The following is a 22,838-nucleotide window of genomic DNA, read 5'->3' as shown; positions in this document are numbered from 1 at the left end:
ATGTAAAATATGAAAGGTACGCAAATGTTAGCTTTAAATAAAAAGTGTTGGGATACAGTTGCACCTTATTTTTTCAAGTGGATTGTTTACCGAAATACGGACCGTATACGGCATCTGAAGATGAGATTCATTTGTTCGATTCAATTAAAGATAAAAAGGTACTTGATATTGGGTGTGGAAGTGGACATTCGTTGCAGTATATGGCGGAACATGGCGCAGAAAAATTGTGGGGACTTGATCTTTCGAGAACACAAATTGAAACGGCACATGAAACGTTACAGTCGTGGAATCCAAAGTTAATATGTGGAGCAATGGAAGAGGAAGGAGATATTCCGAAAGGGTATTTTGATATTGTATATTCCATTTATGCATTAGGTTGGACTTCAGATTTAAGAAAAACGTTGGAACTGATTTATTCATATGTAAAGCCAGGAGGAAGTTTTATTTTTAGTTGGGAGCACCCAGTATGTTCAAGTTTACAGTATGGTACAGAAGAAGTTGTTATAAAGTCTTCTTATCATGAGGAAACGCCCATTACGTTTGAAACATTTAAAGGAGAAAATGTACAAGCGACATTATATAAGAGAAAAATAAGTACATACATAAATGAGTTAAATAGAGCGGGATTTAAAATTGAGAGAATAGAAGAGCCTGAACCATCAAGCTCGTTTGATGGAGAACTAACTGAGCCGTCTACGAAGTATTATTCTTTATATAAAGCTAGAATGGTGCCGACTACTTTTATTATTAAAGATAGAAAATAAACTGTTTTTATAAAAGAAGCCTATCATTTCAAACAAATGATAGGCTTCTTTATTTTAATAAAATTCAGGTTAAATGTGTACTTTTGTTATAAAAATGCATTTCATATAAAAGGTGTAATTATTTTGGGGAAGGGGGATTGTTGTGCGTCATCATAGAAAGTGCAAAAAATTTGGAGTGGCACTGCCTCTTCCGCTTATAGGAGCAACGGGTCCGACAGGTAATAGTGGTCCAATCGGTCCAACTGGAGGGCATGAAGGTCCTGTTGGTCCTACAGGGGTGACTGGACCGACGGGAGCAACTGGGCCCCAAGGTCCTCAAGGTATCAGGGGAATACAAGGTCCCCGAGGGACAACAGGAGCACAAGGAATACAAGGGGTTATTGGTGATACAGGAGAGCAAGGTATAACTGGCCCGACTGGTCTCCAAGGTGCTCAAGGATTAATCGGTAACCAAGGTCTAATTGGTGATATTGGAGTACAAGGATTAGAAGGAATACAAGGAGCTACGGGTCCTGCTGGTAGTCAAGGTATACAAGGCACACAAGGAATACAAGGGGAAATAGGCGAGCGAGGACAAACAGGGGCACAAGGAATGCAAGGAGAGAGAGGCATAACTGGAGTCTCGGGTGTAACTGGTCCACAAGGCCCTCAAGGTGTTCAAGGAATACAAGGAGAGCAAGGGGCTATTGGTATACAAGGAGAAGACGGCTTCCAAGGTATACAAGGAATTACTGGAGAGGAAGGCCCGCAAGGAGCTCAAGGAATACAAGGGGAAGTGGGTCCAACTGGTTCTACTGGAATGCAAGGTGCCCAAGGTATAAGTGGAATAAAGGGGATAACAGGTGCAATAGGTTTACAAGGACCACAAGGTGTGCAAGGAATACAAGGTATAACGGGAGCAACAGGTTTTCAAGGGATAAAAGGAATAAGAGGTATAACGGGAGCGACAGGTAGCATTGGTATTCAAGGCTCAGAAGGACCACCGGGCGGTCCGACGGGAACAACTGGTCCAATTGGTCCATCTAGTGGGGTGACTGGACCAGCTGGACCACCCGGTCCACCAGGAGGTCCAACAGGTCCAACGGGTGCGACTGGTTCAACAGGTGTAAGCGGTGGGATAGGACCAATTGGAGCGCAAGGAGTGCAAGGTATAACCGGTCCAACAGGTCCTCAAGGTGTAAGAGGAGCGCAAGGTTCCCAAGGTGTAGTTGGAGCAGTTGGAGTACAAGGGGCACAAGGTCCTCAAGGTAACCAAGGTATAACCGGTCCAACAGGTGCAGAAGGTTCTCAAGGAATACAAGGTCCGCTGGGAGTAATCGGTCCAACAGGTGCAGAAGGCCCTAAAGGTATTCAAGGTATTCAAGGTGTAATCGGTCCAACAGGTGCACAAGGAATGGTGGGAATACAAGGTGTAGCTGGTCCAGCTGGTGTTACAGGAGCGGAAGGAGCTCAAGGTGCACAAGGAATCCGAGGAATAACCGGTCCTGCTGGATCACAAGGTATACAAGGAGTTCAAGGGATACAAGGAGAAACAGGAGCAGCTGGAATACAAGGTCCTCAAGGTGTTCAAGGGATACAAGGGACTACCGGATTGACAGGCACACAAGGTGCACAAGGTCCTCAAGGAGTGCGAGGAATAATAGGACCGACTGGAGCTATTGGCTTGCAAGGTTCTCAAGGATTACAAGGAATAACGGGTCCAACAGGAGCGCAAGGAGTGCAAGGAATACAAGGAGTGCAAGGAATTATCGGTCCAACAGGTGCACAAGGAATTAGAGGTCCCCAAGGAAGTGCAGGGGAAGTCGGTATAACAGGCCCACAAGGAGTCCAAGGAGCGCAAGGTAGTCAAGGCCCACAAGGCCCACAAGGAAATGTTGGAATTACAGGTGCAACGGGTGAAACTGGGGCTACTGGAGCAACCGGGGCAACTGGACCACAAGGTGTGCAAGGAGTGCAAGGGATTACGGGAATACAAGGAATAACGGGAACGACAGGTAATACAGGTGCAACGGGTCCACAAGGAATACAAGGTATACAAGGGATTCAAGGGTTGCAAGGCCCAATTGGAGCAAGTGGGGTGACAGGTGCTAGTGGTAGTATAGGCCCAGTTGGAGCACAAGGTAGTCAGGGCCCAAGTGGTGTGGTGGGACCGACAGGAGCAACTGGTAGTGCAGGTTCAATAGGTTTCTTGGGAATAGCGGGAGCGACAGGAGCGACTGGCTTACCTAGCGGGGGTGGTTATTTCTTTTCTACTTCAACGAGTACAATTGCAGCGAATGCGTTAATACCAATTAATTCTGGATCTACAGTTTTTGGTTCTGATGTCAGTTTAACAAATGCAACAACTGTAACGTTAAGTACGCCGGGAATTTATTTAGTAAGCTATTATTTTCAAGGCGATCCAACTGCCGGAAATGAAACAATTTCAGTGAGGCTTACTTTAAATGGAACACAAGTCGCAGGGAGTTTTATTTTTTATGTTACAGGAGGTACTTTTATATTAGAACCAGCAGTTTCGAATACGATGGTCATTGAAGTTACTTCTTCAAATGCAACTTTGTCTTTACAAAATGGTCCGTTAGCTATCGGGCATGTAACGACATTATCTGGTGTGATAACAGCTAGTTTAAATGTATTAAAAATAGTTTGATACGTTAGTTATAACGGGGGAGATGCTTGTGAAGAATCAAGATAAGTGTAGTAAGTTTCAAGCACCTATTCCTTTTCCACCGCCAGGTATTACGGGGCCCACTGGTCCAACCGGTCCAACTGGTGCTTTAGGTGGACCAACTGGACCGCAAGGAATACAAGGCGTACAAGGTCCAATCGGTCCAACCGGCCCACAAGGAATACAAGGAGTGCAAGGGGTGCAAGGAGAAAATGGTCCAACCGGCCCAACTGGTTTAACTGGACCACAAGGTTCTCAAGGTAATCAAGGACCTATGGGAGAACGAGGCCCACAGGGAATACAAGGTGTTCAAGGAATACAAGGAGAAAGAGGTCCGACTGGTCCAACTGGTATTCAAGGGATACAAGGAATTCCTGGCCCAATCGGTCCGACCGGTCCAACAGGAATACAAGGCATACAAGGAATGCAAGGAGAAATCGGTCCAACCGGCCCAACAGGAATACAAGGAATACAAGGAGTGCAAGGGGAAATTGGTCCGACTGGACCAACTGGAAATACTGGTATACAAGGTGTGCAAGGTAATTTAGGAGGTAGTGGTTTACAAGGTGTAACCGGAATACAAGGAATACAGGGTCCGATTGGTCCAACAGGGCCAACTGGTTCTCAAGGAATTCAAGGGGAGCAAGGACCAATGGGTCCACAAGGGGAAACTGGTGTTCAAGGTTTACAAGGTCCCCAGGGAGAAATGGGGCAGGTAGGTCCAACAGGAATACAAGGAATACAAGGAGTGCAAGGTGTAATCGGTCCGACTGGTCCAACCGGTTTACAAGGTGATCCAGGTCCAACCGGCCCAACAGGAGCCACTGGGATAACTGGTCCGACAGGTTCTGCAACTGGCCCGACTGGAGCAACCGGTCCAACTGGTCCACCAGGAGGTCCAACTGGTCCAACCGGTCCAGCAGGATCACCAGGGGGTCCAACTGGTCCGACTGGAGCAACAGGGGCAACAGGAGCGACCGGAGCAACAGGAGCGACTGGAATTCAAGGGGTACAAGGAATCCAGGGACCGACCGGAGCAACTGGTGTAACAGGTTTGCAAGGAGTACAGGGACCAATGGGGGCAACGGGTCCAACGGGTGATCAAGGCATTCAAGGTCCACAAGGGATACAAGGAGTAACCGGTCCGACTGGTCCGCAAGGTCTACAAGGAATCCAGGGACCGGTAGGAGCAACCGGTCCGACTGGTCCACAAGGAGTGCAAGGGGCACAGGGGCCAATCGGTCCAACCGGCCCTCAAGGTCTACAAGGCATACAAGGTGAGCAAGGAGTAAGGGGAGCGACCGGTCCAACTGGTTTACAGGGGCTACAAGGAATCCAAGGTCCGAGTGGTCCAACCGGTCCTCAAGGAGTGCAAGGCGTACAAGGTCCGAGTGGCATAACCGGTCCAACTGGTCCTCAAGGAATACAAGGTATTCAGGGACCACAAGGAAGTATAGGCCCAACCGGTCCTCAAGGAATACAAGGAGTGCAAGGTCCACAAGGCCCAACCGGCCAGACGGGAGCAACGGGTCCTCAAGGAATTCAGGGAATACAAGGTCCAATTGGTCCAACCGGCCCCCAAGGAATTCAGGGGATACAAGGCGTGCAAGGTCCACAAGGCCCAACTGGTCAGGCAGGCCCTCAAGGTCTACAAGGAATAACTGGCCAGGCGGGCCCAACTGGTCCAACAGGAGCAACCGGACCTACTGGAGCAACGGGTCCCCAAGGTCCTCAAGGAATTCAAGGTCCACAAGGAGAAACTGGTCCAACAGGAGCAACCGGACCTACTGGAGCAACGGGTCCTCAAGGTCCACAAGGAATCCAAGGTCCACAAGGGGTAACGGGGCAGGCGGGAGCGACCGGCCCTACGGGAGCAACAGGTCCACAAGGAATCCAAGGAATCCAAGGGCCACAAGGTGTGACGGGAGCAACCGGAGCAACCGGAGCGACTGGAGTGACTGGTGCAACAGGACCGACCGGAATACAAGGAATACAAGGAATAACTGGAGCAACAGGGGTAACGGGGATAACGGGCCCAACAGGTGCCACGGGTCCAACAGGCTTAACTGGAGCAACAGGATCATCTGCTATATCGACAGGTGGCGGATATTTCTTTTCTACATCAACAAGCACAATTGCAGCAAATGCCAACATCCCAATTAATTCTGGATCCACTGTATATGGAACTGGTGTATCTTTAACTAGTGCTACGACAGTCACAGTAGCGACGCCAGGAATATATTTAGTAAGCTACTATTTTCAAGGGGATGCGACTGGTGGGAATGAGACAGTATCTGTTAGATTGCTATTAAATGGAACGCAACTAACAGGGAGTTTTATACAAAACGTAACGACATCAACTGTAGTAATCGAACCAGCCATTTCAAATACACTTCTTGTGAATGTGACGAGTGCCAATTCAACATTAATATTACAAAATGGCCCGTTAGGTGTAGGGCATGTGACTACTATAGCAGGTGCGATTACAGCAAGCTTAAATGTAGTGAGAATTTTATAAAGAATATAAAAAACACAAGGAATGTCTTTGTAAGACACACCTTGTGTTTTTTAATATTAAATAAACATTTTCTTCATCTTTTCGGTTGAAAAATATGCTGAAAGAAGTATTTGTGATGTAAGTTATCTACAACCTTATTTGCTTGATATGTGCGTTGTTTTTCAATTCGAAGTCTTTGCTCCATCATTTTTATTGCGTGATCAGATAAACGTAACATAATACATTCTCCTTTTCTATAAATATAGGTGACTATTTGATATCGATCCCATATTTATAATTAAGGAGGCAAAATGTGTAACATAGGCAAAAAGCACCTTCCTCTCCCATTACGCTTACGAGGTTAGCTGTCGGACTCGGGAAGTGAGAGTTTCCCTACTTAAAAAAGATTCGCCCCAAGTAGCATAGCTACAAAAATGGTTCCCCCGCTCCAAAATTTGGACTCAGCAAAAGGTTTTATAAAGTAAAAAATAACATAAAGGAGCGAACAAGTCAAATTATTTTGTGTATTCTGTCTTTTTTAATTGCGTAAGAATCATACCGTCAGGAAGTATTGTATCTGATACTGTAATGAATCCGTGTTTTTTATATAAAGTAATAGCAGGGGTATTCGCTTTACCTGTTTGTACAATGTATGTCATTGAAGAGGGAAACATGTTAAATATATAAATTAGGAGTTTCGTTGCGATTCCTTTTTGAAAAAAATCGGGCGATACAACTAGCCTATGGATATCGATTAGTTTTTCTTCTTGTACAAAAGAAATAAAACCGACAAGTTTATTTTCAGAAAAATATCCATAGAATGTTTCAACGCAATTTTGAATATCGTTTACAGTATCATATAAACGAGGTATGGCAGTACTATTTAAGTAGTCTGCTTCAACTTTATAAGCTGGAATTTGAACCTGTAAAATGGATGTTGCTACTTCAAAAGAAGTGGAATTTAACTTAAGAATCATAGATAATGAAGCCTCCTTTAAATATGGTATATGAATATAATTGCTTTATGGGTGAGTTTGACAATATTTTTCTTTTTTGCATATAATATATGTATCTCCATATGTAAAATAGTAGTAAATATATTTCTATAGTGAAATATGATTAGCAATGATAAATACATATGTTTGTATTAAATCATACAAACTATAATAGAAATGGAGGACTAAAAATGGGATGGATTATCACATTAATAGTTGGTGCTATTATAGGTGCAATTGCTAGTTCTATAACAGGTAAAAATTTCCCAGGTGGTATGTTCGGAAATATTATCGCAGGTTTATTAGGTGCTTCGTTAGGCGGTAGATTATTTGGATCCTTTGGTCCATCATTTGGTGGGATTCATGTCGTGCCAGCATTATTAGGTGCAATCGTGTTAATTTTTATTGTATCATTTGTAGTGAAAGCTACAAAGAAATAGATATATAGATTATGATGAAGAGCCCTGAATAAGGGCTTTTCATCATTCGAAGAGGTGGTTTCGTTGGAGAAAATAAATATAAGAAAAAGAGATAAGTTAAGAAAGTTTTTTAGAGAACAAAATTATTTGGCGGTATTACTTGGATTTGCGTTATTGTTCATTAATATTTTATTGCTAACAAAAATATCATTTGTTTTTACACCGTTTATCGTATTTTTAAAAACAATTTTCTTCCCAGTACTATTAGCAGGCGTGCTATTTTATATTTTACATCCATTCGTTTCGCTTTTAGAAAAGAAAGGTGTTTCAAGAATCGTATCGATAGCTTCCATATATTTAATCGTACTAGGATTATTTGTATTTTTAGTTGTAACGGTTATCCCTATTATTAAAGATCAAATTGATGCATTAATTGATAACTTACCGTATTTTGGCCATGAGATTGAACAAGCAGCACGTAGATTCGGGGAAAGTAATTTACTCGGTAAAATTCAGGAGAATTTAAATATTAATGTTGCGAATATGGTAAAAGAATACACAGTTGATTTTACAAAGTCATTATCATCAGTAACGGGGAATGTAACTGGATTTTTGAGTACTGTTACAGAGGTTGTTTTGACATTTGTAATGGTTCCATTTATATTGTTCTATCTTTTAAAAGATGGTGAGCAATTGCCGAATCACTTTTTAAAGTTTATTTCAGAGCAAAGACAACCAGCAGCAATGAGAATACTAGATGATATGCATTATGCGATTAGCTCGTATATTAGAGGTCAAATTATCGTCAGCTTATTTATCGGTATTATGCTATTAATTGGTTATCTTATTATTGGTATTAAATATGCGGTATTACTTGCGATTTTAGCGATGATTGTAAATATCGTTCCGTACGTAGGACCAATTATCGCGATTACACCAGCGTTAATTATCGCATTTATCGACTCGCCAGCAATGGTGTTAAAAGTAATTATCGTTATGATGGTTGTACAATTAGCAGAAGGTAAATTTATTTCTCCGCAAGTTATGGGTAAAAAGTTAGATATTCATCCGATTACTATCATTTTTATCATTTTAACTGCCGGAAACTTATTCGGGATTATGGGCATTATTTTAGCCATTCCAGGATATGCGATATTAAAAGTGTTAGTTACACACGGTTATAGATTTGTTAAGTTGAATACATGAAAAAAAGAGCTAAAACAGTGGGAACTGTTTTAGCGCTTTTTTATTAACAATTCATTTGCATATTGGCGCGCCCATTGATCCGCTTCTAATATAGCATCTAGTGAAGGATCTTTTACGTTATGATGAGCTTCAATTGTTTTGTAAATTGTTTTTTCAATATCGAAAAAGGCAATTTCATTTTTTAAGAATAGCGCATTCGCAATTTCATTTGCTGCATTTAATACAGCGGGAGTAGTACCACCGATTTTGCCACATTCATATGCGTATTGTAGACAAGGGAACTTCTCTAAATCTGGTTTTTCAAAATGTAAACTACCGATTTCTAATAAATTTAATTTTTCATAGGAAGAAGGTAGCCGAGTAGGATAGTGAAACGCATATTGAATCGGCATTCTCATATCAGGAGCACCGAGCTGTGCCATAACTGATCCATCAATAAATTCTACTAAAGAATGAATGATACTTTCTTTATGAATCATTACATTAATTTTTTCATATGGAATATCAAATAGCCATCTCGCTTCCATTACTTCGAACCCTTTATTCATTAATGTGGCAGAATCAATCGTTAGTTTTGCGCCCATTAACCAGTTTGGGTGCTTTAAAGCATCTTTTGCTTGTAATGTTTGCATTTCATCACGTGTTTTATCACGGAATGCACCACCGGAAGCTGTTACAATTAACTTCTCAATCTCTTTATTATTTTCTCCGTTTAAACATTGGAAAATAGCTGAATGCTCACTATCTACTGGAATTAAGCGACATCCGTTTTGTTTCGCTAGTTCAGTTACGATATGTCCAGCTGCAACCAAAGTTTCTTTATTAGCAATAGCGATATCTTTCTTCGCTTTTAATGCTTCAATTGTTGGAAGTAATCCTGAAACACCTACAACAGAGCTTAATACAAGATTTGAATCAGGGTGAGTAGCTACTGCAATGAAGCCATCAGTCCCGTGTGTGATTTTTGTATTTGCTGAAATACGCGTACGAAGCTTGTCTGCTAAGTCTTTTGTCGCAACGCTTACAATACGAGGTTGAAACGTTTTGATTTGTTGCTCAAGAAGATCGATATTATAATTTGCGGTTAAACCGACGATTTTAAAATGTTCAGGATGAGCTGAAACGACATCTAATGCAGATGTGCCGATGGATCCTGTGGAACCTAAAATGGATATATATTTTACCATGAAAAAACCTCCAAAGTTGTTTCGAATATTTCTGCAAACCTATATAATATTAGACAATTGAAGTGGAAATTCCTTCTATATAAAATAGAAAATTTTGGTTTGTTTGGAAGTGAAATGTGATAAACTGTAAAAAATAACGAAAAAGCAATGAAAGAGAAGAGTACATATTCGAAACTTTTCAGAGAGCTGATATGTGGTGAGAATCAGTAAGGGATGAATATGGAATGGACTCTGGAGCTTCTAACTGAAATGAGTAGGTAAAGACGGTTACTTCACGTTATTGAAGTATGAAGTGAGCTAATGGTAGCTAATTAAGGTGGTACCGCGGGAGTCTCTCGTCCTTTTTTAGGATGAGGGGCTCTTTTTATTTTGAGAAAGGAGGAGTTAGTGTGAGTGAAAAAATAATGTTAACAGGAATTAAGCCGACAGGTTATCCGCATTTAGGGAATTATATTGGTGCGATTAAACCTGCATTACAAATGTCAAAGAATAATGAAGGAAAAGCATTGTACTTTATAGCTGATTATCATGCATTAAATGCTGTGCATGATTCAGAAAAGTTCAGCAGTTATACGAAAGAGGTAGCAGCTACTTGGTTATCGCTTGGACTTGGAGAAGATGTTGTTTTTTATCGGCAAACAGAAGTACCGGAAATTCTAGAATTAGCTTGGATTTTAGCTTGCCTCACTCCGAAAGGTCTTATGAACCGTGCTCATGCGTATAAAGCGAAGGTGGAGCAAAATAAAGAAGCAGGGTTAGAGGTCGATGCGGGAGTGAACATGGGGTTATATACGTACCCGATCTTAATGGCAGCTGACATATTATTATTTCAAGCTACACATGTACCTGTCGGAAAAGACCAAATTCAACATATTGAAATCGCGCGTGATATTGCGACGTATTTTAATCATACATTTGGCACGACATTTACACTTCCAGAGTATGTCATACAAGAAGAAGGAGCTATTTTACCTGGTCTTGACGGAAGGAAGATGAGTAAAAGTTACGGAAATGTGATCCCATTATTTGCAGAGCAAGAAAAACTACGAAAGTTAATATTTAAAATCAAAACAGATTCTTCACTTCCAAATGAACCGAAAGAACTAGAAACCTTATTTACAATTTATAAAGAATTTGCGACAGAAGACGAAATACAGTCATTACGTGAAAAATATGAGACTGGAATCGGATGGGGCGATGTGAAAAAAGAGTTGTTTCGCGTTGTAGATCGAGAGTTAGCTGGACCTCGTGAAAAGTACGCAATGTATATGAATGAGCCGGATTTATTATATGAAGCATTAGAAAACGGTGCTGAGAAGGCACGCGCTATTGCAAAGGTAAATTTAGCGGAAATTAAAAAACGGATTGGATTTAAGAGGGAACGTTAAGCGTTCCCTTATTTTTTTGATAATCTGTAATAATCCTCTCAATAACAGGGGGAAGATTATTAGGTAATTCATCAAGTGAAAAGAAGCGTAGTTCTTTTGATTCACTTTGATCGCATACAAGTTCACCATGAAATTCTCGGCAAATATAAACAACGAGTACACCGTGTACTTGATCGCCGTTTGGATAGATTTGAAAGAAGTCTGGCCCTGAGTATGTACGGAATAGTTCTGGATTTTTAATAATAAGTCCAGTTTCTTCATATACTTCTCGCTTTAAAGCGTCTTCTAATGTTTCGTTATATTCTAAGGCACCGCCAATAATGCCCCAGCGGTTAAAATCTGTACGGAGTTGCAGCAATACTTCATCTTTTTCATTTAATATAATGGCGTGTGATCCTATTAGAATAAGTGGATGATTTCCTACTAGATTTCTCATATCTTCAATATAACCCATGTCATTGCTCCTTGTATTTAATAATAGTTAGGAAGTTCTTTTAACATTCTTTCTGTTTTACGTGCTGTAAAGGCTAAGTTATGGTCATCTTTCGTTCTGAAAAATAATGTGCGTAAAAAGGTTTTAATATTGGCACATAAAATACAATACTCATTAAGCGAAAGGCGTTTTCTAATTTGAGGAAGCCTTTTTATTTTTTTATGAATAATAGAAATTAAATCGTTCTGAGGAAAATCATGATACAGCATTGCTAGTAATGGAGTAACAATGCGTTCATCTTCGTTATTATGAAAAAGGTCAGATGGAATAAAGATTTTATTTAATAAACAATGAATTAATTCTTCGTACCATTCAAAAGTTGTATACGTATTATGAACAATTTCAGTAAAGGCATCAGATACATGAGCAAGACAATGAGCCCATCCTTTATTTTCGATATAGCCCCGAAAATCCGTTTCTAAGTTTGTGTATGTAATGAGTTTATTTTTTATTTCTTCGATATCCTCCTCTGTACAAAAGTAGTGCGAATTAGCGAATTGGAGTATTAACGCAATTAACGAAACAGTGTAAGAACGTGTGAAAACCCCATCTGTATGTGGGGAGTAAATGTCACAATATAAATACTCATCACTTAAACAAGTTTGCAGAAGTAATTTCAGTTGATCATCCATAAGGAATTCATGATGAATGAAATGTGCAAAACATTTATATATAAGTTGGTAACGAACGTAGCTATCAGTCGTTCCGATATACTGAAGCATGTTCAAAGTTAACTCATTTACGTCTATATGTTGCAGTTGCGTATAGTCATTTTGTTGTATAAGCTCTAACTGTTGTTGCAATGCTGTAATATCCACTGGAGAACCTCCTCCGCACTTTAAAGATGCGATCTTTTCTAGTATTCTATATATTCAAGGACAATCCTGCTCATGCAAGGAGAACGATTAGAAATTCGAGTATGATATAGATGAGGGAAGAATATGACGACGATAGAACAGTTAGAAAAACATTTTAAAATAAGAAGAAATGCTTCTTCTATTATGATAAAAGAAAATAATGCAGAGATTTTTACAGAAGAGCAATTAGAGGAAATGATGCAATATTGCGTTGCTGAAGCTAAAAAAGATGGATTAGAAAAACTACATTTTGAAATCTCTTCAAAAAGTCCAAATTATGATGTGTATAAAAGATGTTTTGAAACGTATTCATTTGAATATGTTACGGAAAACATGATTGTATTTAAAGATATATACGAAGTAGAAGATGTAGAAAGTGAAATTGATTTTAAGCTTATTGAAGAAGTTGGAGAAGAGGCTTTTTATTCACTGTGGAATGAAGCAACGGGAGAACCAGTCGCTCATGATCAATTTGTGCATATGATGCTACAAGAAATTGGTGAGCAATGGAAAGAACATTGCTTAACAGCGAGTGTCGATAAAAAGCCGATAGGAATTGTAATCCCGCATATTGAAAGAGGTACGTTAGAAGAAGGGAAACTTATGTACTTCGCAGTTACTCCAAATATGCGTAATAAGGGATATGAAGCTGCGTTATTTGCAGGTGCGATGTTTGTCTTAAAGGAAATAGGTGCATCTTATTATATTGGTGAGACAAATATGCAAAATGAGTGGATGAAGGATGTTTTTGAAAAGAACGGATGTCAGTTGTTTAGTTCAACTGAGAGATATGTGAGAAAGTTTTAGGAGTATGAATGATGTATACTCTCGAACTCGTATAGCGGGAGGGGACTATATATGTTAAAGCAATCCATGCATTCATTCGTGTTATTGTATCCAAATGTATTGTTAGAAGGCTGGAATGTTGAAAAAGTTTCAGAACGTTATGAAGGTGAAAAGTGGGGAACTTTTTGGTTTCAGGTTGTTACTCCAACTGGGATGTTTCGAGTAAAGGAATTTTTTCTCGATATAATGGAACCAGTATTTCCGGATAGCTGTATTTCTCAAGCAAAAGGAGATTGTTTTCAATATAAAGGGCTTGTGTATTGGAAAGGTATAAATTATAAAGGAAAAGAAAGTTACGTTACATCTATATGGAAAACACAAGTTGAAATTTCTGTTGATCATGGATATGTAAACCAAGACGAAATGGAACGATTTCTATTTGAATTACAACCAGTAAATATGGAGCTTGGGAAAACGATATTACATACATCATTTCACTTATTAAGCTTTCAAGCGAAGAGAAGTGAAATGGGTGAGATAGGAAGATGTAGAGAGTGGAATGCTCCAGATGACGTATCCTATGTAAATTTGTTAATTCATGAAAAACTAAATTGGAAACTTGAATCGGTCGGTTTCGGAAATGACGAAACGCAGTATGTATACTGGGACGAAGTTAATAAACTATATGCACTTTGGGTTTGTAGACATAAAAACAAAGCGTATTATCCTATTTCTTCATGGACAATGAACTATGGCCCAAAACAAATTATAAACGGGTTAGAGTTTTATTCGCACCCTAATCGCGGAACAGTTGTATACGAAGATTTAGGTAATGAACAAATCGCATACGTATTTCGCGGTAATCCATGTACAAATTTTGAACAAGTAAAAGAACTTTTCGCTTGTTTGTAAGATAAAAAGAAAAATGAGAACGACAAAATGGATATTCCCATAATACAATAGGGTAAGATTCAATTATAAGAGAAAGCGTTGGTGAAAGAATGGAGCAGCAAAGAAATTGGCTACAAGCAACTGTAGAAAGAATTGAAGATAATACGTTACAAATAAAGTGGGAAAATAATATAGAAGAAGTTCGTATTTATTGGAGTACTTCGCCAGATCATATTGAAGAAAATGGAGAATTACTTTCAACTGTAAATGGAGAATTATCATATACAATTGAAAACCCGAGCGACAATGAGCGTCCATATTTTAGACTAGTAGGTAGTAATGGACAAGCAGTGACAGTAGCTGAGCGTAGATTGCCATTACAAGGTGCGTTTAACTTCCGTGATATGGGTGGATATGAAACGACAGATGGACGTAAAGTGAAATGGGGCAAATTATACCGTTCTGAAGAATTAGCAGGACTAACAGAGTGGGATATCGACTATTTACAAAAGTCTGGTTTAAAGTTAATTTGTGACTATCGTACAGACTTTGAGGTAAAGCATAAGCCCAATCCTGAGATTACAGGTGCTCGTCAAGTGTGCTTACCAGTTATGCAAGACTTAGCGAAAGACTTAAATATAAATGAGTTTTTCCAAGTTGGTGACCTTTCTATGTTAGGAAAACCAGGTGAGTATCTTGTGAAAATAAATCAAGATTTCGTAAGTGGTAACGAGGCATTCGTGAGCTTCTTAAACTTAGCGCAAAACCCGGAAAACTTACCGTTAGTAAACCACTGTACAGCTGGAAAAGATCGTACTGGATTTGGTTCAGCATTATTACTACTTTTACTAGGTGTACCAGAAAAAACAGTAATGGAAGACTACTTACTAAGTAACGGATTCCGTGAAAAGCTAAATGAAAAAATGATGGCCTTTTTAGGTGCGAAATTACAAAACGATGAGAGCAGAGCGATATTAGGTGCAATGTTTGAAGCACGTGCTGAATACTTGCAAGCTGCGATTGGTGAAATTCAAAAGCAATACGGATCAGTTGAAGCATACGCTGAAAGGGCTCTTGGCTTTACGAAAGAGTCGTTAGAGAAAATGAAAGAGTTATTACTAGAAGACTAATAAGTAAAAGGAGGCTGAGCGGATTAGCCTCCTTTTACTATTGTTGCTATAATTTTGTTAATGAGGATGTTGTGCACCGAGGAGAAAATGGATGAAAAGAACTTAAGAATCGGGGGATAAAATGATTTATACACGTGTAAAAGCAGAGGGGTTAAGAGAAAAGCTGGCAACAATACTAAGTCAAGAGTATAAGGAACTAGCTATTCAAGATTTAAAGGTGATTGGAACGGGAGTGCAAAATATTGTTTTTCAAGGAGATTCAGAAAAGGGGTCTTTGGCATTTCGAGTACCGTGGGAAAGAGAAGTGGAAAATATAAATGAAGACTTATTTAACAGTCGGATTTCGTTGCAAAAGGAAGCGGAGCTGTCTAAGTATTGTCATTCAAAAGGTATTCCAGTACCAAGGATACACGGATTGCATCTTTCAACCGAACTTGATTTTTTAATTTCGGATTGTGTATATGCTGATCATATGCCAATTTCCGCATGCAAAATAGGGGAGTTAGTGAGCAATCTTCATAGTATGCCAATTGATGGTTTGTATTACAAACAAAATATTAGAGAGCCCATTAGTAAGTATATAGCAGAACGAATTGTAAAACGGATAGAAGGGTTTAATACAATCACGAACTGTAAAATTAATCTTCCGGATACAAAAACAATTGAATATATTCTTAGTACAGCAGATCATGTAAAATGTTTATTACATATGGACATTCGACCAGCCAATTTAATCGGGTATAATGGAGAAGTTAAAGCAATAGTTGATTGGGATAACGCTTTAATTGGTCATCCATTGCTGGAGCTTATGAGAATAGCTGAAACAAATGAGGTTAGTTGGGATGAATTTAAAGATGGATATAAGAATGATAGTATCTTTAATGTTACTCCTCATATTGTTAGTTTATTTTATAGACTAGATACAGCAGTCATGCTAGCAAACTTATTTATAGCACATTTGAAAATAAAAGATAAAGGTGTATTCTATAAAGAGCGGGTTAAAGCGCTTCATCACGAAATATATAAAAATTTATAAGCAATGAGAACGAAGCTTTTAAAATAGGAATTGAGGAGAACATCATGAAATACAAAGTTATATTATTCGACGTAGATGATACATTATTAGATTTCCCTGAAACGGAAAGACACGCATTACATAATGCGTTTGTACAGTTTGATATGCCTACAGGGTATAATGATTATCTTGCAAGCTATAAAGAGATTAGTAATGGATTATGGAGAGATTTAGAAAATAAAATGATTACGCTAAGTGAATTAGCAGTAGATCGATTTAGACAATTATTTGCACTTCATAATATAGACGTAGATGCACAGCAATTTAGTGATGTATACCTTGAAAATTTAGGGAAGGAAGTACATCTTATAGAAGGCGCAGTACAATTATGTGAAAATCTACAAGATTGCAAGTTAGGTATTATTACGAATGGATATACGAAGGTGCAACAATCAAGAATCGGAAATTCACCTTTATGTAATTTCTTTGATCACATTATTATTTCTGAAGAAGTTGGTCATCAAAAACCAGCACGTGAGATTTTTGATTATGCGTTTGAGAAGTTTGGGATTACTGATAAATCAAGCGTACTAATGGTTGGAGATTCGTTAACTTCTGATATGAAAGGCGGAGAAGATTACGGCATTGATACGTGTTGGTATAATCCGAGTTTGAAAGAAAACGGGACAGATGTTAACCCGACTTATGAAGTGGAGAGTCTGCTACAAATTTTAGAAATTGTAGAAGTGGCGGAAGAAAAGGTAGCTTCATTTTAATCATGCTGATATTTGTCGAAAAATCGATATATTGAAAAAATCGTTGATATATTGTAAGTTGTGATAGATATATTTGAAAAATCGTTGATATATTGTAAGTTGCGATAGATATATTTGAAAAATCGTTGATATATTGTAAGTTGCGATAGATATATTTGAAAAATTGCTCATGTAAATTCATATACTAAGATATAGAACAAAAAAATAGAGCTACTATACAAGGTCATTCACGTGTTATAATGCGTGAATTAAATATGCGTATATAAATAGTTTCCTAGCGTGATGCGATGTCATGTATGATTAGTGTAACAACTAGAGGTGAATAAAGGATGTTAAAGTTTTTATTTGAGTTAGACAAGAATCTCCCGCAGAAGGATGAGCCACGGTATGATGCTTATTCAAAGGGCTTTATCGAAGGAGATGTAACGATTTGCGCGAGTGACAGCGTATTTTTTCAAAAATCATGTATGAAGGTTGCAGAGCTGGGGATTTATTTAGGTCAGTGGATGGAACAAGTTCAACATGGGCAGAACGTGCCTATGAAATATGAAACGGCTGACCGTGAAGAGGTAATTCTTGGTTTCTTCTATGAAGAGGATCATAATCAATGGAATGTTTTTTCCAGCTGGCAAGAATTTGAACTTCAAGAGCGTATAGCTACTACAACATTAATAGAGAGTGTTCAACGCTATTTGTATGAGTTAAATAAAGAACTGCGCATGATAGAATATCCTGTGACGTTTGATCAGTACTTAAGAGGAGAGCGAATGATGCAGCTCTCTTACAAACGACCGTGTGATAGTAAAGCAGATACGACACCGATAGAGGTTTATAATGGAAGTGAGCAAGTAGGTGTAGTAAGGGGCTATTATAAAAATACGCTGATGAGAGTGCTGGATTTTATTCCGAAAATTGGTAGTAATATTATTTATGAAATAAAGGATAGTAAGGACAATATTCGCGTCATTGCAAAGGATGTAAGTAGGCAGCGCCAAAGAAGGATTTTAGTAATGTACAAAGATAATCATGATGCAGAGCATGAAATACTTGTATGTGACGGAAAGTTATTGGATGCAAATTTCTTATTTACCTTTACATATAAGGCAGAAGAATATGTTGTTCATAAAACTTTATTTGGAATGGGAAAGTTATTACGAAAGGGCTATGTAATTGCAGATTGGAATATTCGTCTTGAGGAAGATATGTATTACATTGAGATAAATGTATATGATGAAGATTACATGCAGGATCAATACTTGCTATTAGGCGTATTTCATGCGGTTTTATATGGATAATCAATGAGAAATACCGTCATTCTTCTTGGAAAGAATGACGGTATTTTTTTTGTGATTCTTGTGACTGGACGTCTTTAATCAATCCTCAAAAATAAAAATCTCATCAATCGTACTATGTAATGCCTTCGCTATATCGTGAGCAAGTTGTAAGGAAGGATTGTATTTACCTTTTTCGAGATGACTAATTGTTTCACGTCGCACACCAACGCTCTTCGCTAAATCTTCTTGTGTCATGTTCAATTTGGCACGGTATTCTTTTATTCTCGTTACGAATGCCATGGTGCATCTTCCATTTCATCCATTGGTTTATCGAAAAAGAACATAGAAAAGCCGAATGTAAGAATGAGTGTGCCGAAAATAAGAGCGATATCAATCTCTTGTAGCGTAGGGTTTGGAAATAACATTTCAATAAACATAATGATTGTGGTAGTTAGTAACGTAACGATAAATGCATTGCGACACGATTTATTGACAATTTGTTCAAACAGTTCATCGTGTTGAACTGTTCTATACGATGTGAAAAAGGAGAAGAAACAGAACATAGTAAACAATCCTTTTTCATAAAAAAATCCGAGGAAACCGAAGAAACCGAGAAATCCTAAATATTTTATCCAAGTTGTTTTCATGATAGTTCCTCCTTATAGTGTTAGAAATAAATCACGTTATGTTATAAATATATCACATATGGATAGGAATGGTAATAATAGTTTTCCAGTTTGGTTCATAATAATAGTAAAAAGAGGAAATATGCTGCGAAATAAAGAGGATAATATTGTAAAATGGTTGTAAGGAGGGGGAGGAAGAAATGCTAACTTGGATCATGATCGTTGTATTACTTGTAGTGATTACTGTCATTGCGACGGTGTTAATTGGGCGGAATGGTGATGCAAATTATAGCAAAGCGACAAAGGGGAATATTAAACGCTTAACAATGATTTATATTATACTAGCTGTCGTTTTAGTTGTTGGATTAGGGGTGTATATTTATTTTAAAGGTTAAATATACTGAAAAATGTAAAAATCTTAAAATAGAACTATGCTATAATATCAATATAGTTATTTGGTAATTAAGGAAAGGATTGGATGAAATGATTGAAATTACGAATGTGTCAAAAAGTTATAATGGGTCTACCTATGCAGTAAAAGACTTAAGTTTATCTGTACCTAGCGGCGAAATCTTTGGATTTTTAGGACCGAATGGTGCGGGTAAATCAACGACAATTAAGATGATTACTGGTATTCACGGGGTGGACAAAGGGACTATTACGATTAACGGAAAAAATATTATGGAAGAGCCGATGGAAGCGAAGAAGACGTTTGGTTATGTACCAGATAGTCCAGATATGTTTTTACGATTAAAAGGAATTGAATATTTAAACTTTATGGCCGATATGTATGAAGTGCCGAAAGAAGTACGACAAGAACGAATAGAGTCTTTAGCGAAGAAGTTTGATCTTTATAATGCTTTATCTGATCAAATTCAAAGTTATTCGCACGGTATGAGACAAAAAATCGTTATTATTGGTGTGCTCGTACATGAGCCAGATGTATGGATTTTAGATGAACCATTAACTGGGCTTGATCCGAAATCTGCATATATTTTAAAAGAAATGATGAGAGAGCATGCGGATAAAGGAAAGATTGTATTTTTCTCTACACACGTATTAGAAGTGGCAGAAAAATTATGTGACCGCGTCGCGATTATTAATAAGGGAAACCTTCAGTTTAAAGGGAATTTAGATGAAATGAGAGATCATTTTAAATCCAATGAATCACTTGAAAAAATGTTCTTGGAGATGACGGGCAATGAGTAAAATTTGGACGTTAACGAAAGTATTATTGAAATTAAATTATGCAGATTTTATAACAGATAAGAAGAAGCGATGGGCGTATGTATTTTCATTTGCAGCTATTTTATTTGTCGGCTTTTTACTGTTTGGTTCTATCACGCATGCAATGTATGAGGGAATGATACATTTAGGGCAAGATCCAGGAATGATTATCGCAATGGGACTTGCGATTGCGAGTATATGGGTATTTTTAATGAGTATTACGAACATTTTAACTGTATTTTACTACAGCAATGACATTGAAATGTTATTACCATTACCATTAAAACCAGCGCAAATTATTTCAGCCAAATTTTTAACAGTATTAATTACACAATACGTAATGAGTTCATTTATTTTATTACCGATCTTTATTACGTACGGTTTAAAAAGTGGCGCATTTATTACATATTACATATATATGATTTTCATTTACTTACTCTTCCCAATTGTGCCGTTAGTACTAGCTTCGTTACTGATGACAGTTATTATGAGGTATACAAATATAGCGAAAAATAAAGACCGAGGAAATATATTTATTGGAATCGTAAGTATACTATTTATTGTAGGAATTAACGTATTTTTGCAGTGGAAAAATAAAAGTTCGTTTTCTGAAGATGCAATTGCGGATTACCTTGCAAACAACCAGTCTTCTCTTTTAGTACAAATGACAAACTATTTTCCAACTACATATTTTGGAGCAGTAGCATTAGTAGAAAATGCAAATTGGAAGGGACCTTTATATGTAATAATCTTTGCAGTTATTTCATTTGTCTTCTTTGTGTTGTTTTATTACATAGCAGAGCGTACATATTTAAAAGGGGTTATTGGACTTTCAACGAGTACAGCAAAGAAACAAGTTATTTCGGCGGAAGGTTTACAGAAATCAACAGTACAAAGTTCGCATTTAAAAGCGTATGTGAAAAAAGAATTTAAAACGTTATTCCGTACACCACAATTTTTCTTAAATTGCATTGTACAAACTTTCGTTATGCCAATTATGTTGTTCTTTATTTTATTTGTGCAAGATGGAAATTTAAAGTTTATTACAGAGTATATTAACAATTCAGAGACAACGGGATTTGCAATTGGTGTTGGCCTTTGTGCATCGTTATTTTTAATGGGTAGTAACGTCATTGCAACAACGTCATTTTCGCGAGATGGAAGCTCTTGGTTTGTGAATCGTTATTTACCAGTAAAGGCTTCGGATATCTTTTTTGCGAAAGCAATCACTGCTTGGTTAATTAATGTGATCATTTTAGCAGTATTCGGTATTACGATGGCAGTTGTAGCTGGGATTTCTCCAGTCTTTATGATACTGTGGTTTTTACTAAGTGCGAACGGGTTGTTATTAATTAATTTAATCGGAACACGCTGGGACGCGCAAACTGCAGATATTCATTGGGATACAGAGCAGAAATTATTTAAGAGCCGCTATACAACTTTGTGGAATTTTTTAGCTAATATTTTAATAGCTTTAATTATTGTGGGTGGAGTAAGTGTATTATACTTCTTCCTTCAAGTAGGACTTTGGGTTATGTTTATCGTTTTATTTGTAATGTTTACGATTGTAAATTATATCTTTATTAAAATGTTAAAATTAGGTGCTGAACGTATACTGTCAAATATTCAATAAGAAGATAGATCCTCTGTATTCATGCAGGGGATCTGTGTATAGATGGAGGAGAAAAAGGTGAAGAAAATAGCAATTGTAACAGGGGCAACTCGTCTGAATGGAATTGGTGCAGCTGTATGCAAGGTGCTTGCTCAAAAGGGGATAGACATTTTTTTCACGTACTGGCCAAAGTATGATAAAGCGATGCCATGGGGAATGAGTGATCAAGAACCCTTTTTGCTGAAAAAGGAAATTGAAAGTTACGATGTTCGATGTGAAATGGCAGAAATTAATTTATCGCAGTCTTATTCGCCAAATCGTTTGTTTTATATGGTATCAGAACGGTTAGGTGATCCATCTATTCTAGTTAATAATGCAGTATATTCTACTCATACGAGGATTGAGGAATTAGATGTAGAGCAGTTGGATAAACATTATACAGTTAATGTTCGAGCTACTATGCTATTAAGTTCATTGTTTATAAAACATTATTCACTTAAAACGGGCGGGAGTATTATTAATCTTACTTCAGGACAGTCAGTAGGTCCAATGCCAGATGAACTAGCATATGCAGCAACGAAAGGGGCAATTGAAGCATTTACAAAGTCAGTAGCACCAGTTGCGATGGAGAAGGGGATTACAGTGAATGCTGTAGATCCAGGACCGACGAATACAGGATGGATTACAGAGGAGCTGAAGCATCATTTAGTATGGAAGTTCCCGCAAGGTAAAGTAGGAGAACCGGTGGATGCTGCGCGCTTAATTTCTTTTTTAGTAAGTGAAGAAGCGAAATGGGTTACTGGGCAAGTCATTCACTCGAATGGTGGTTACTCATAAAAATATTATGTTAACAAATGTTGAGAAACAAAAAACGAAAGAAAATTTTATTTTTTTGTATAAATAAAATGTCAAGAAAGATAAAAATTTGATAGAAGAGTATATCGTCATATGAAGATCGTAATTCTTAATGTGACAATATACTCTTTTTCTTTTACTTGCGAGTAGAAAAATGAAGTAGAAGAAACTC

At 37.9% G+C, this 22,838-nt stretch carries 22 protein-coding genes, 1 pseudogene, 1 riboswitch and 1 other annotated feature; of the genes and pseudogenes, 16 read left to right on the top strand and 7 right to left on the bottom strand.

Annotation, left to right across the window (positions count from 1 at the left end; all coding sequences use genetic code 11):
- The first annotated feature begins 9 nt into the window (after positions 1-9).
- The 3 genes and pseudogenes from GBN91_RS11845 (at position 10) to GBN91_RS11835 (ending at position 5,950) form a co-directional block, all read left to right on the top strand.
- Positions 10-764: pseudogene (locus tag GBN91_RS11845) on the top strand (class I SAM-dependent methyltransferase).
- A 142-nt stretch (positions 765-906) separates the two neighbouring features.
- Positions 907-3,414: a collagen-like protein gene (locus tag GBN91_RS11840; protein WP_152121540.1), complete on the top strand. Its 2,508-nt coding sequence runs from the start codon at positions 907-909 to the stop codon at positions 3,412-3,414.
- 22 nt (positions 3,415-3,436) lie between these two features.
- The gene (locus tag GBN91_RS11835) at positions 3,437-5,950 is read left to right on the top strand and encodes a BC_3345 family exosporium-associated protein (protein WP_152121539.1); all 2,514 of its coding nucleotides are present in this window, start codon (positions 3,437-3,439) and stop codon (positions 5,948-5,950) included.
- Between the two features lie 73 nt (positions 5,951-6,023).
- Here GBN91_RS11835 and GBN91_RS28860 read toward each other — a convergent pair whose 3' ends face one another.
- Both GBN91_RS28860 and GBN91_RS11830 read right to left on the bottom strand, forming a co-directional pair.
- Entirely contained in the window at positions 6,024-6,167 is a 144-nt protein-coding gene (locus tag GBN91_RS28860) for a hypothetical protein (protein WP_000945243.1), read from the bottom strand.
- A 96-nt stretch (positions 6,168-6,263) separates the two neighbouring features.
- A riboswitch (cyclic di-AMP (ydaO/yuaA leader) is annotated at positions 6,264-6,406 on the bottom strand.
- 38 nt (positions 6,407-6,444) lie between these two features.
- Positions 6,445-6,906 (bottom strand): GNAT family N-acetyltransferase, encoded by a 462-nt coding sequence (locus GBN91_RS11830; protein ID WP_000601229.1) that lies wholly within the window; start codon positions 6,904-6,906, stop codon positions 6,445-6,447.
- A 209-nt stretch (positions 6,907-7,115) separates the two neighbouring features.
- On the opposite strand from GBN91_RS11830, the gene GBN91_RS11825 reads away from it, so the two are divergent.
- Both GBN91_RS11825 and GBN91_RS11820 read left to right on the top strand, forming a co-directional pair.
- A complete protein-coding gene (locus GBN91_RS11825; protein WP_000539731.1) occupies positions 7,116-7,364 on the top strand; it encodes a GlsB/YeaQ/YmgE family stress response membrane protein in 249 nt (82 codons plus the stop codon).
- A gap of 63 nt (positions 7,365-7,427) precedes the next feature.
- Positions 7,428-8,549, top strand: a complete 1,122-nt coding sequence (locus GBN91_RS11820) for an AI-2E family transporter (protein ID WP_000411484.1) — start codon at positions 7,428-7,430, stop codon at positions 8,547-8,549.
- A 29-nt stretch (positions 8,550-8,578) separates the two neighbouring features.
- Here GBN91_RS11820 and GBN91_RS11815 read toward each other — a convergent pair whose 3' ends face one another.
- Positions 8,579-9,736 carry a 1-deoxy-D-xylulose-5-phosphate reductoisomerase gene (locus tag GBN91_RS11815; protein ID WP_152121538.1) on the bottom strand — a complete coding sequence of 386 codons (1,158 nt, stop codon included), beginning with the start codon at positions 9,734-9,736 and terminating at the stop codon, positions 8,579-8,581.
- 138 nt (positions 9,737-9,874) lie between these two features.
- Positions 9,875-10,082: a binding site (T-box leader), on the top strand.
- Positions 10,083-10,125: 43 nt separating this feature from the next.
- Here GBN91_RS11815 and GBN91_RS11810 point away from each other — a divergent pair.
- Positions 10,126-11,124, top strand: coding sequence for a tryptophan--tRNA ligase (locus GBN91_RS11810; protein ID WP_152121537.1), 999 nt, complete (start codon positions 10,126-10,128; stop codon positions 11,122-11,124).
- Here the strand turns inward: GBN91_RS11810 and GBN91_RS11805 are convergent.
- Positions 11,108-11,578 (bottom strand): NUDIX hydrolase, encoded by a 471-nt coding sequence (locus GBN91_RS11805; RefSeq protein ID WP_152121536.1) that lies wholly within the window; start codon positions 11,576-11,578, stop codon positions 11,108-11,110. The genes GBN91_RS11810 and GBN91_RS11805 overlap by 17 nt on opposite strands.
- 17 nt (positions 11,579-11,595) lie before the next feature.
- Positions 11,596-12,435 carry a DUF2785 domain-containing protein gene (locus tag GBN91_RS11800; RefSeq protein WP_000355451.1) on the bottom strand — a complete coding sequence of 280 codons (840 nt, stop codon included), beginning with the start codon at positions 12,433-12,435 and terminating at the stop codon, positions 11,596-11,598.
- 123 nt (positions 12,436-12,558) lie between these two features.
- Between GBN91_RS11800 and GBN91_RS11795 the strand changes: the two genes are divergently transcribed.
- From GBN91_RS11795 to GBN91_RS11770, 6 genes are all read left to right on the top strand, one after another.
- Positions 12,559-13,281, top strand: a complete 723-nt coding sequence (locus tag GBN91_RS11795; RefSeq protein WP_152121535.1) for a GNAT family N-acetyltransferase — start codon at positions 12,559-12,561, stop codon at positions 13,279-13,281.
- Between the two features lie 51 nt (positions 13,282-13,332).
- Positions 13,333-14,172 carry a hypothetical protein gene (locus GBN91_RS11790; protein WP_011110255.1) on the top strand — a complete coding sequence of 280 codons (840 nt, stop codon included), beginning with the start codon at positions 13,333-13,335 and terminating at the stop codon, positions 14,170-14,172.
- An 89-nt stretch (positions 14,173-14,261) separates the two neighbouring features.
- The gene (locus tag GBN91_RS11785; RefSeq protein WP_152121534.1) at positions 14,262-15,281 is read left to right on the top strand and encodes a tyrosine-protein phosphatase; all 1,020 of its coding nucleotides are present in this window, start codon (positions 14,262-14,264) and stop codon (positions 15,279-15,281) included.
- A 121-nt stretch (positions 15,282-15,402) separates the two neighbouring features.
- Positions 15,403-16,317: a phosphotransferase family protein gene (locus tag GBN91_RS11780; protein WP_152121533.1), complete on the top strand. Its 915-nt coding sequence runs from the start codon at positions 15,403-15,405 to the stop codon at positions 16,315-16,317.
- Positions 16,318-16,361: 44 nt separating this feature from the next.
- Complete coding sequence (locus tag GBN91_RS11775) at positions 16,362-17,072, top strand: YjjG family noncanonical pyrimidine nucleotidase (RefSeq protein ID WP_000875906.1); 711 nt, start codon at positions 16,362-16,364, stop codon at positions 17,070-17,072.
- Positions 17,073-17,401: 329 nt separating this feature from the next.
- Entirely contained in the window at positions 17,402-18,367 is a 966-nt protein-coding gene (locus GBN91_RS11770) for a tubby C-terminal domain-like protein (RefSeq protein WP_152121532.1), read from the top strand.
- Positions 18,368-18,445: 78 nt separating this feature from the next.
- On the opposite strand, the gene GBN91_RS11765 is transcribed toward GBN91_RS11770, so the two are convergent.
- Positions 18,446-18,646 (bottom strand): helix-turn-helix transcriptional regulator, encoded by a 201-nt coding sequence (locus GBN91_RS11765; protein WP_000896323.1) that lies wholly within the window; start codon positions 18,644-18,646, stop codon positions 18,446-18,448.
- Positions 18,634-18,993, bottom strand: coding sequence for a DUF3796 domain-containing protein (locus GBN91_RS11760; protein WP_000859226.1), 360 nt, complete (start codon positions 18,991-18,993; stop codon positions 18,634-18,636). Before GBN91_RS11760 ends, GBN91_RS11765 begins: the two co-directional genes overlap by 13 nt.
- 179 nt (positions 18,994-19,172) lie before the next feature.
- Between GBN91_RS11760 and GBN91_RS11755 the strand changes: the two genes are divergently transcribed.
- The 4 genes from GBN91_RS11755 to GBN91_RS11740 all read left to right on the top strand — a co-directional run bounded on the left by GBN91_RS11755 (position 19,173) and on the right by GBN91_RS11740 (position 22,648).
- The gene (locus GBN91_RS11755) at positions 19,173-19,367 is read left to right on the top strand and encodes a hypothetical protein (RefSeq protein ID WP_000958863.1); all 195 of its coding nucleotides are present in this window, start codon (positions 19,173-19,175) and stop codon (positions 19,365-19,367) included.
- A gap of 88 nt (positions 19,368-19,455) precedes the next feature.
- Positions 19,456-20,181, top strand: coding sequence for an ABC transporter ATP-binding protein (locus GBN91_RS11750; protein ID WP_000570206.1), 726 nt, complete (start codon positions 19,456-19,458; stop codon positions 20,179-20,181).
- The gene (locus GBN91_RS11745) at positions 20,174-21,832 is read left to right on the top strand and encodes a putative ABC transporter permease subunit (protein WP_152121531.1); all 1,659 of its coding nucleotides are present in this window, start codon (positions 20,174-20,176) and stop codon (positions 21,830-21,832) included. The genes GBN91_RS11750 and GBN91_RS11745 overlap by 8 nt, the downstream gene beginning before the upstream one ends.
- Positions 21,833-21,889: 57 nt before the next feature.
- Positions 21,890-22,648, top strand: a complete 759-nt coding sequence (locus GBN91_RS11740) for an SDR family oxidoreductase (protein WP_000716965.1) — start codon at positions 21,890-21,892, stop codon at positions 22,646-22,648.
- The last annotated feature ends 190 nt before the right edge of the window (positions 22,649-22,838 follow it).

This window comes from Bacillus sp. B1-WWTP-T-0.5-Post-4 (genome assembly GCF_009183795.1).
In the GTDB taxonomy this organism is placed as follows: Bacteria; Bacillota; Bacilli; order Bacillales; family Bacillaceae_G; genus Bacillus_A; species Bacillus_A cereus.
This window is presented reverse-complemented; position numbering and strand designations above follow the sequence as displayed.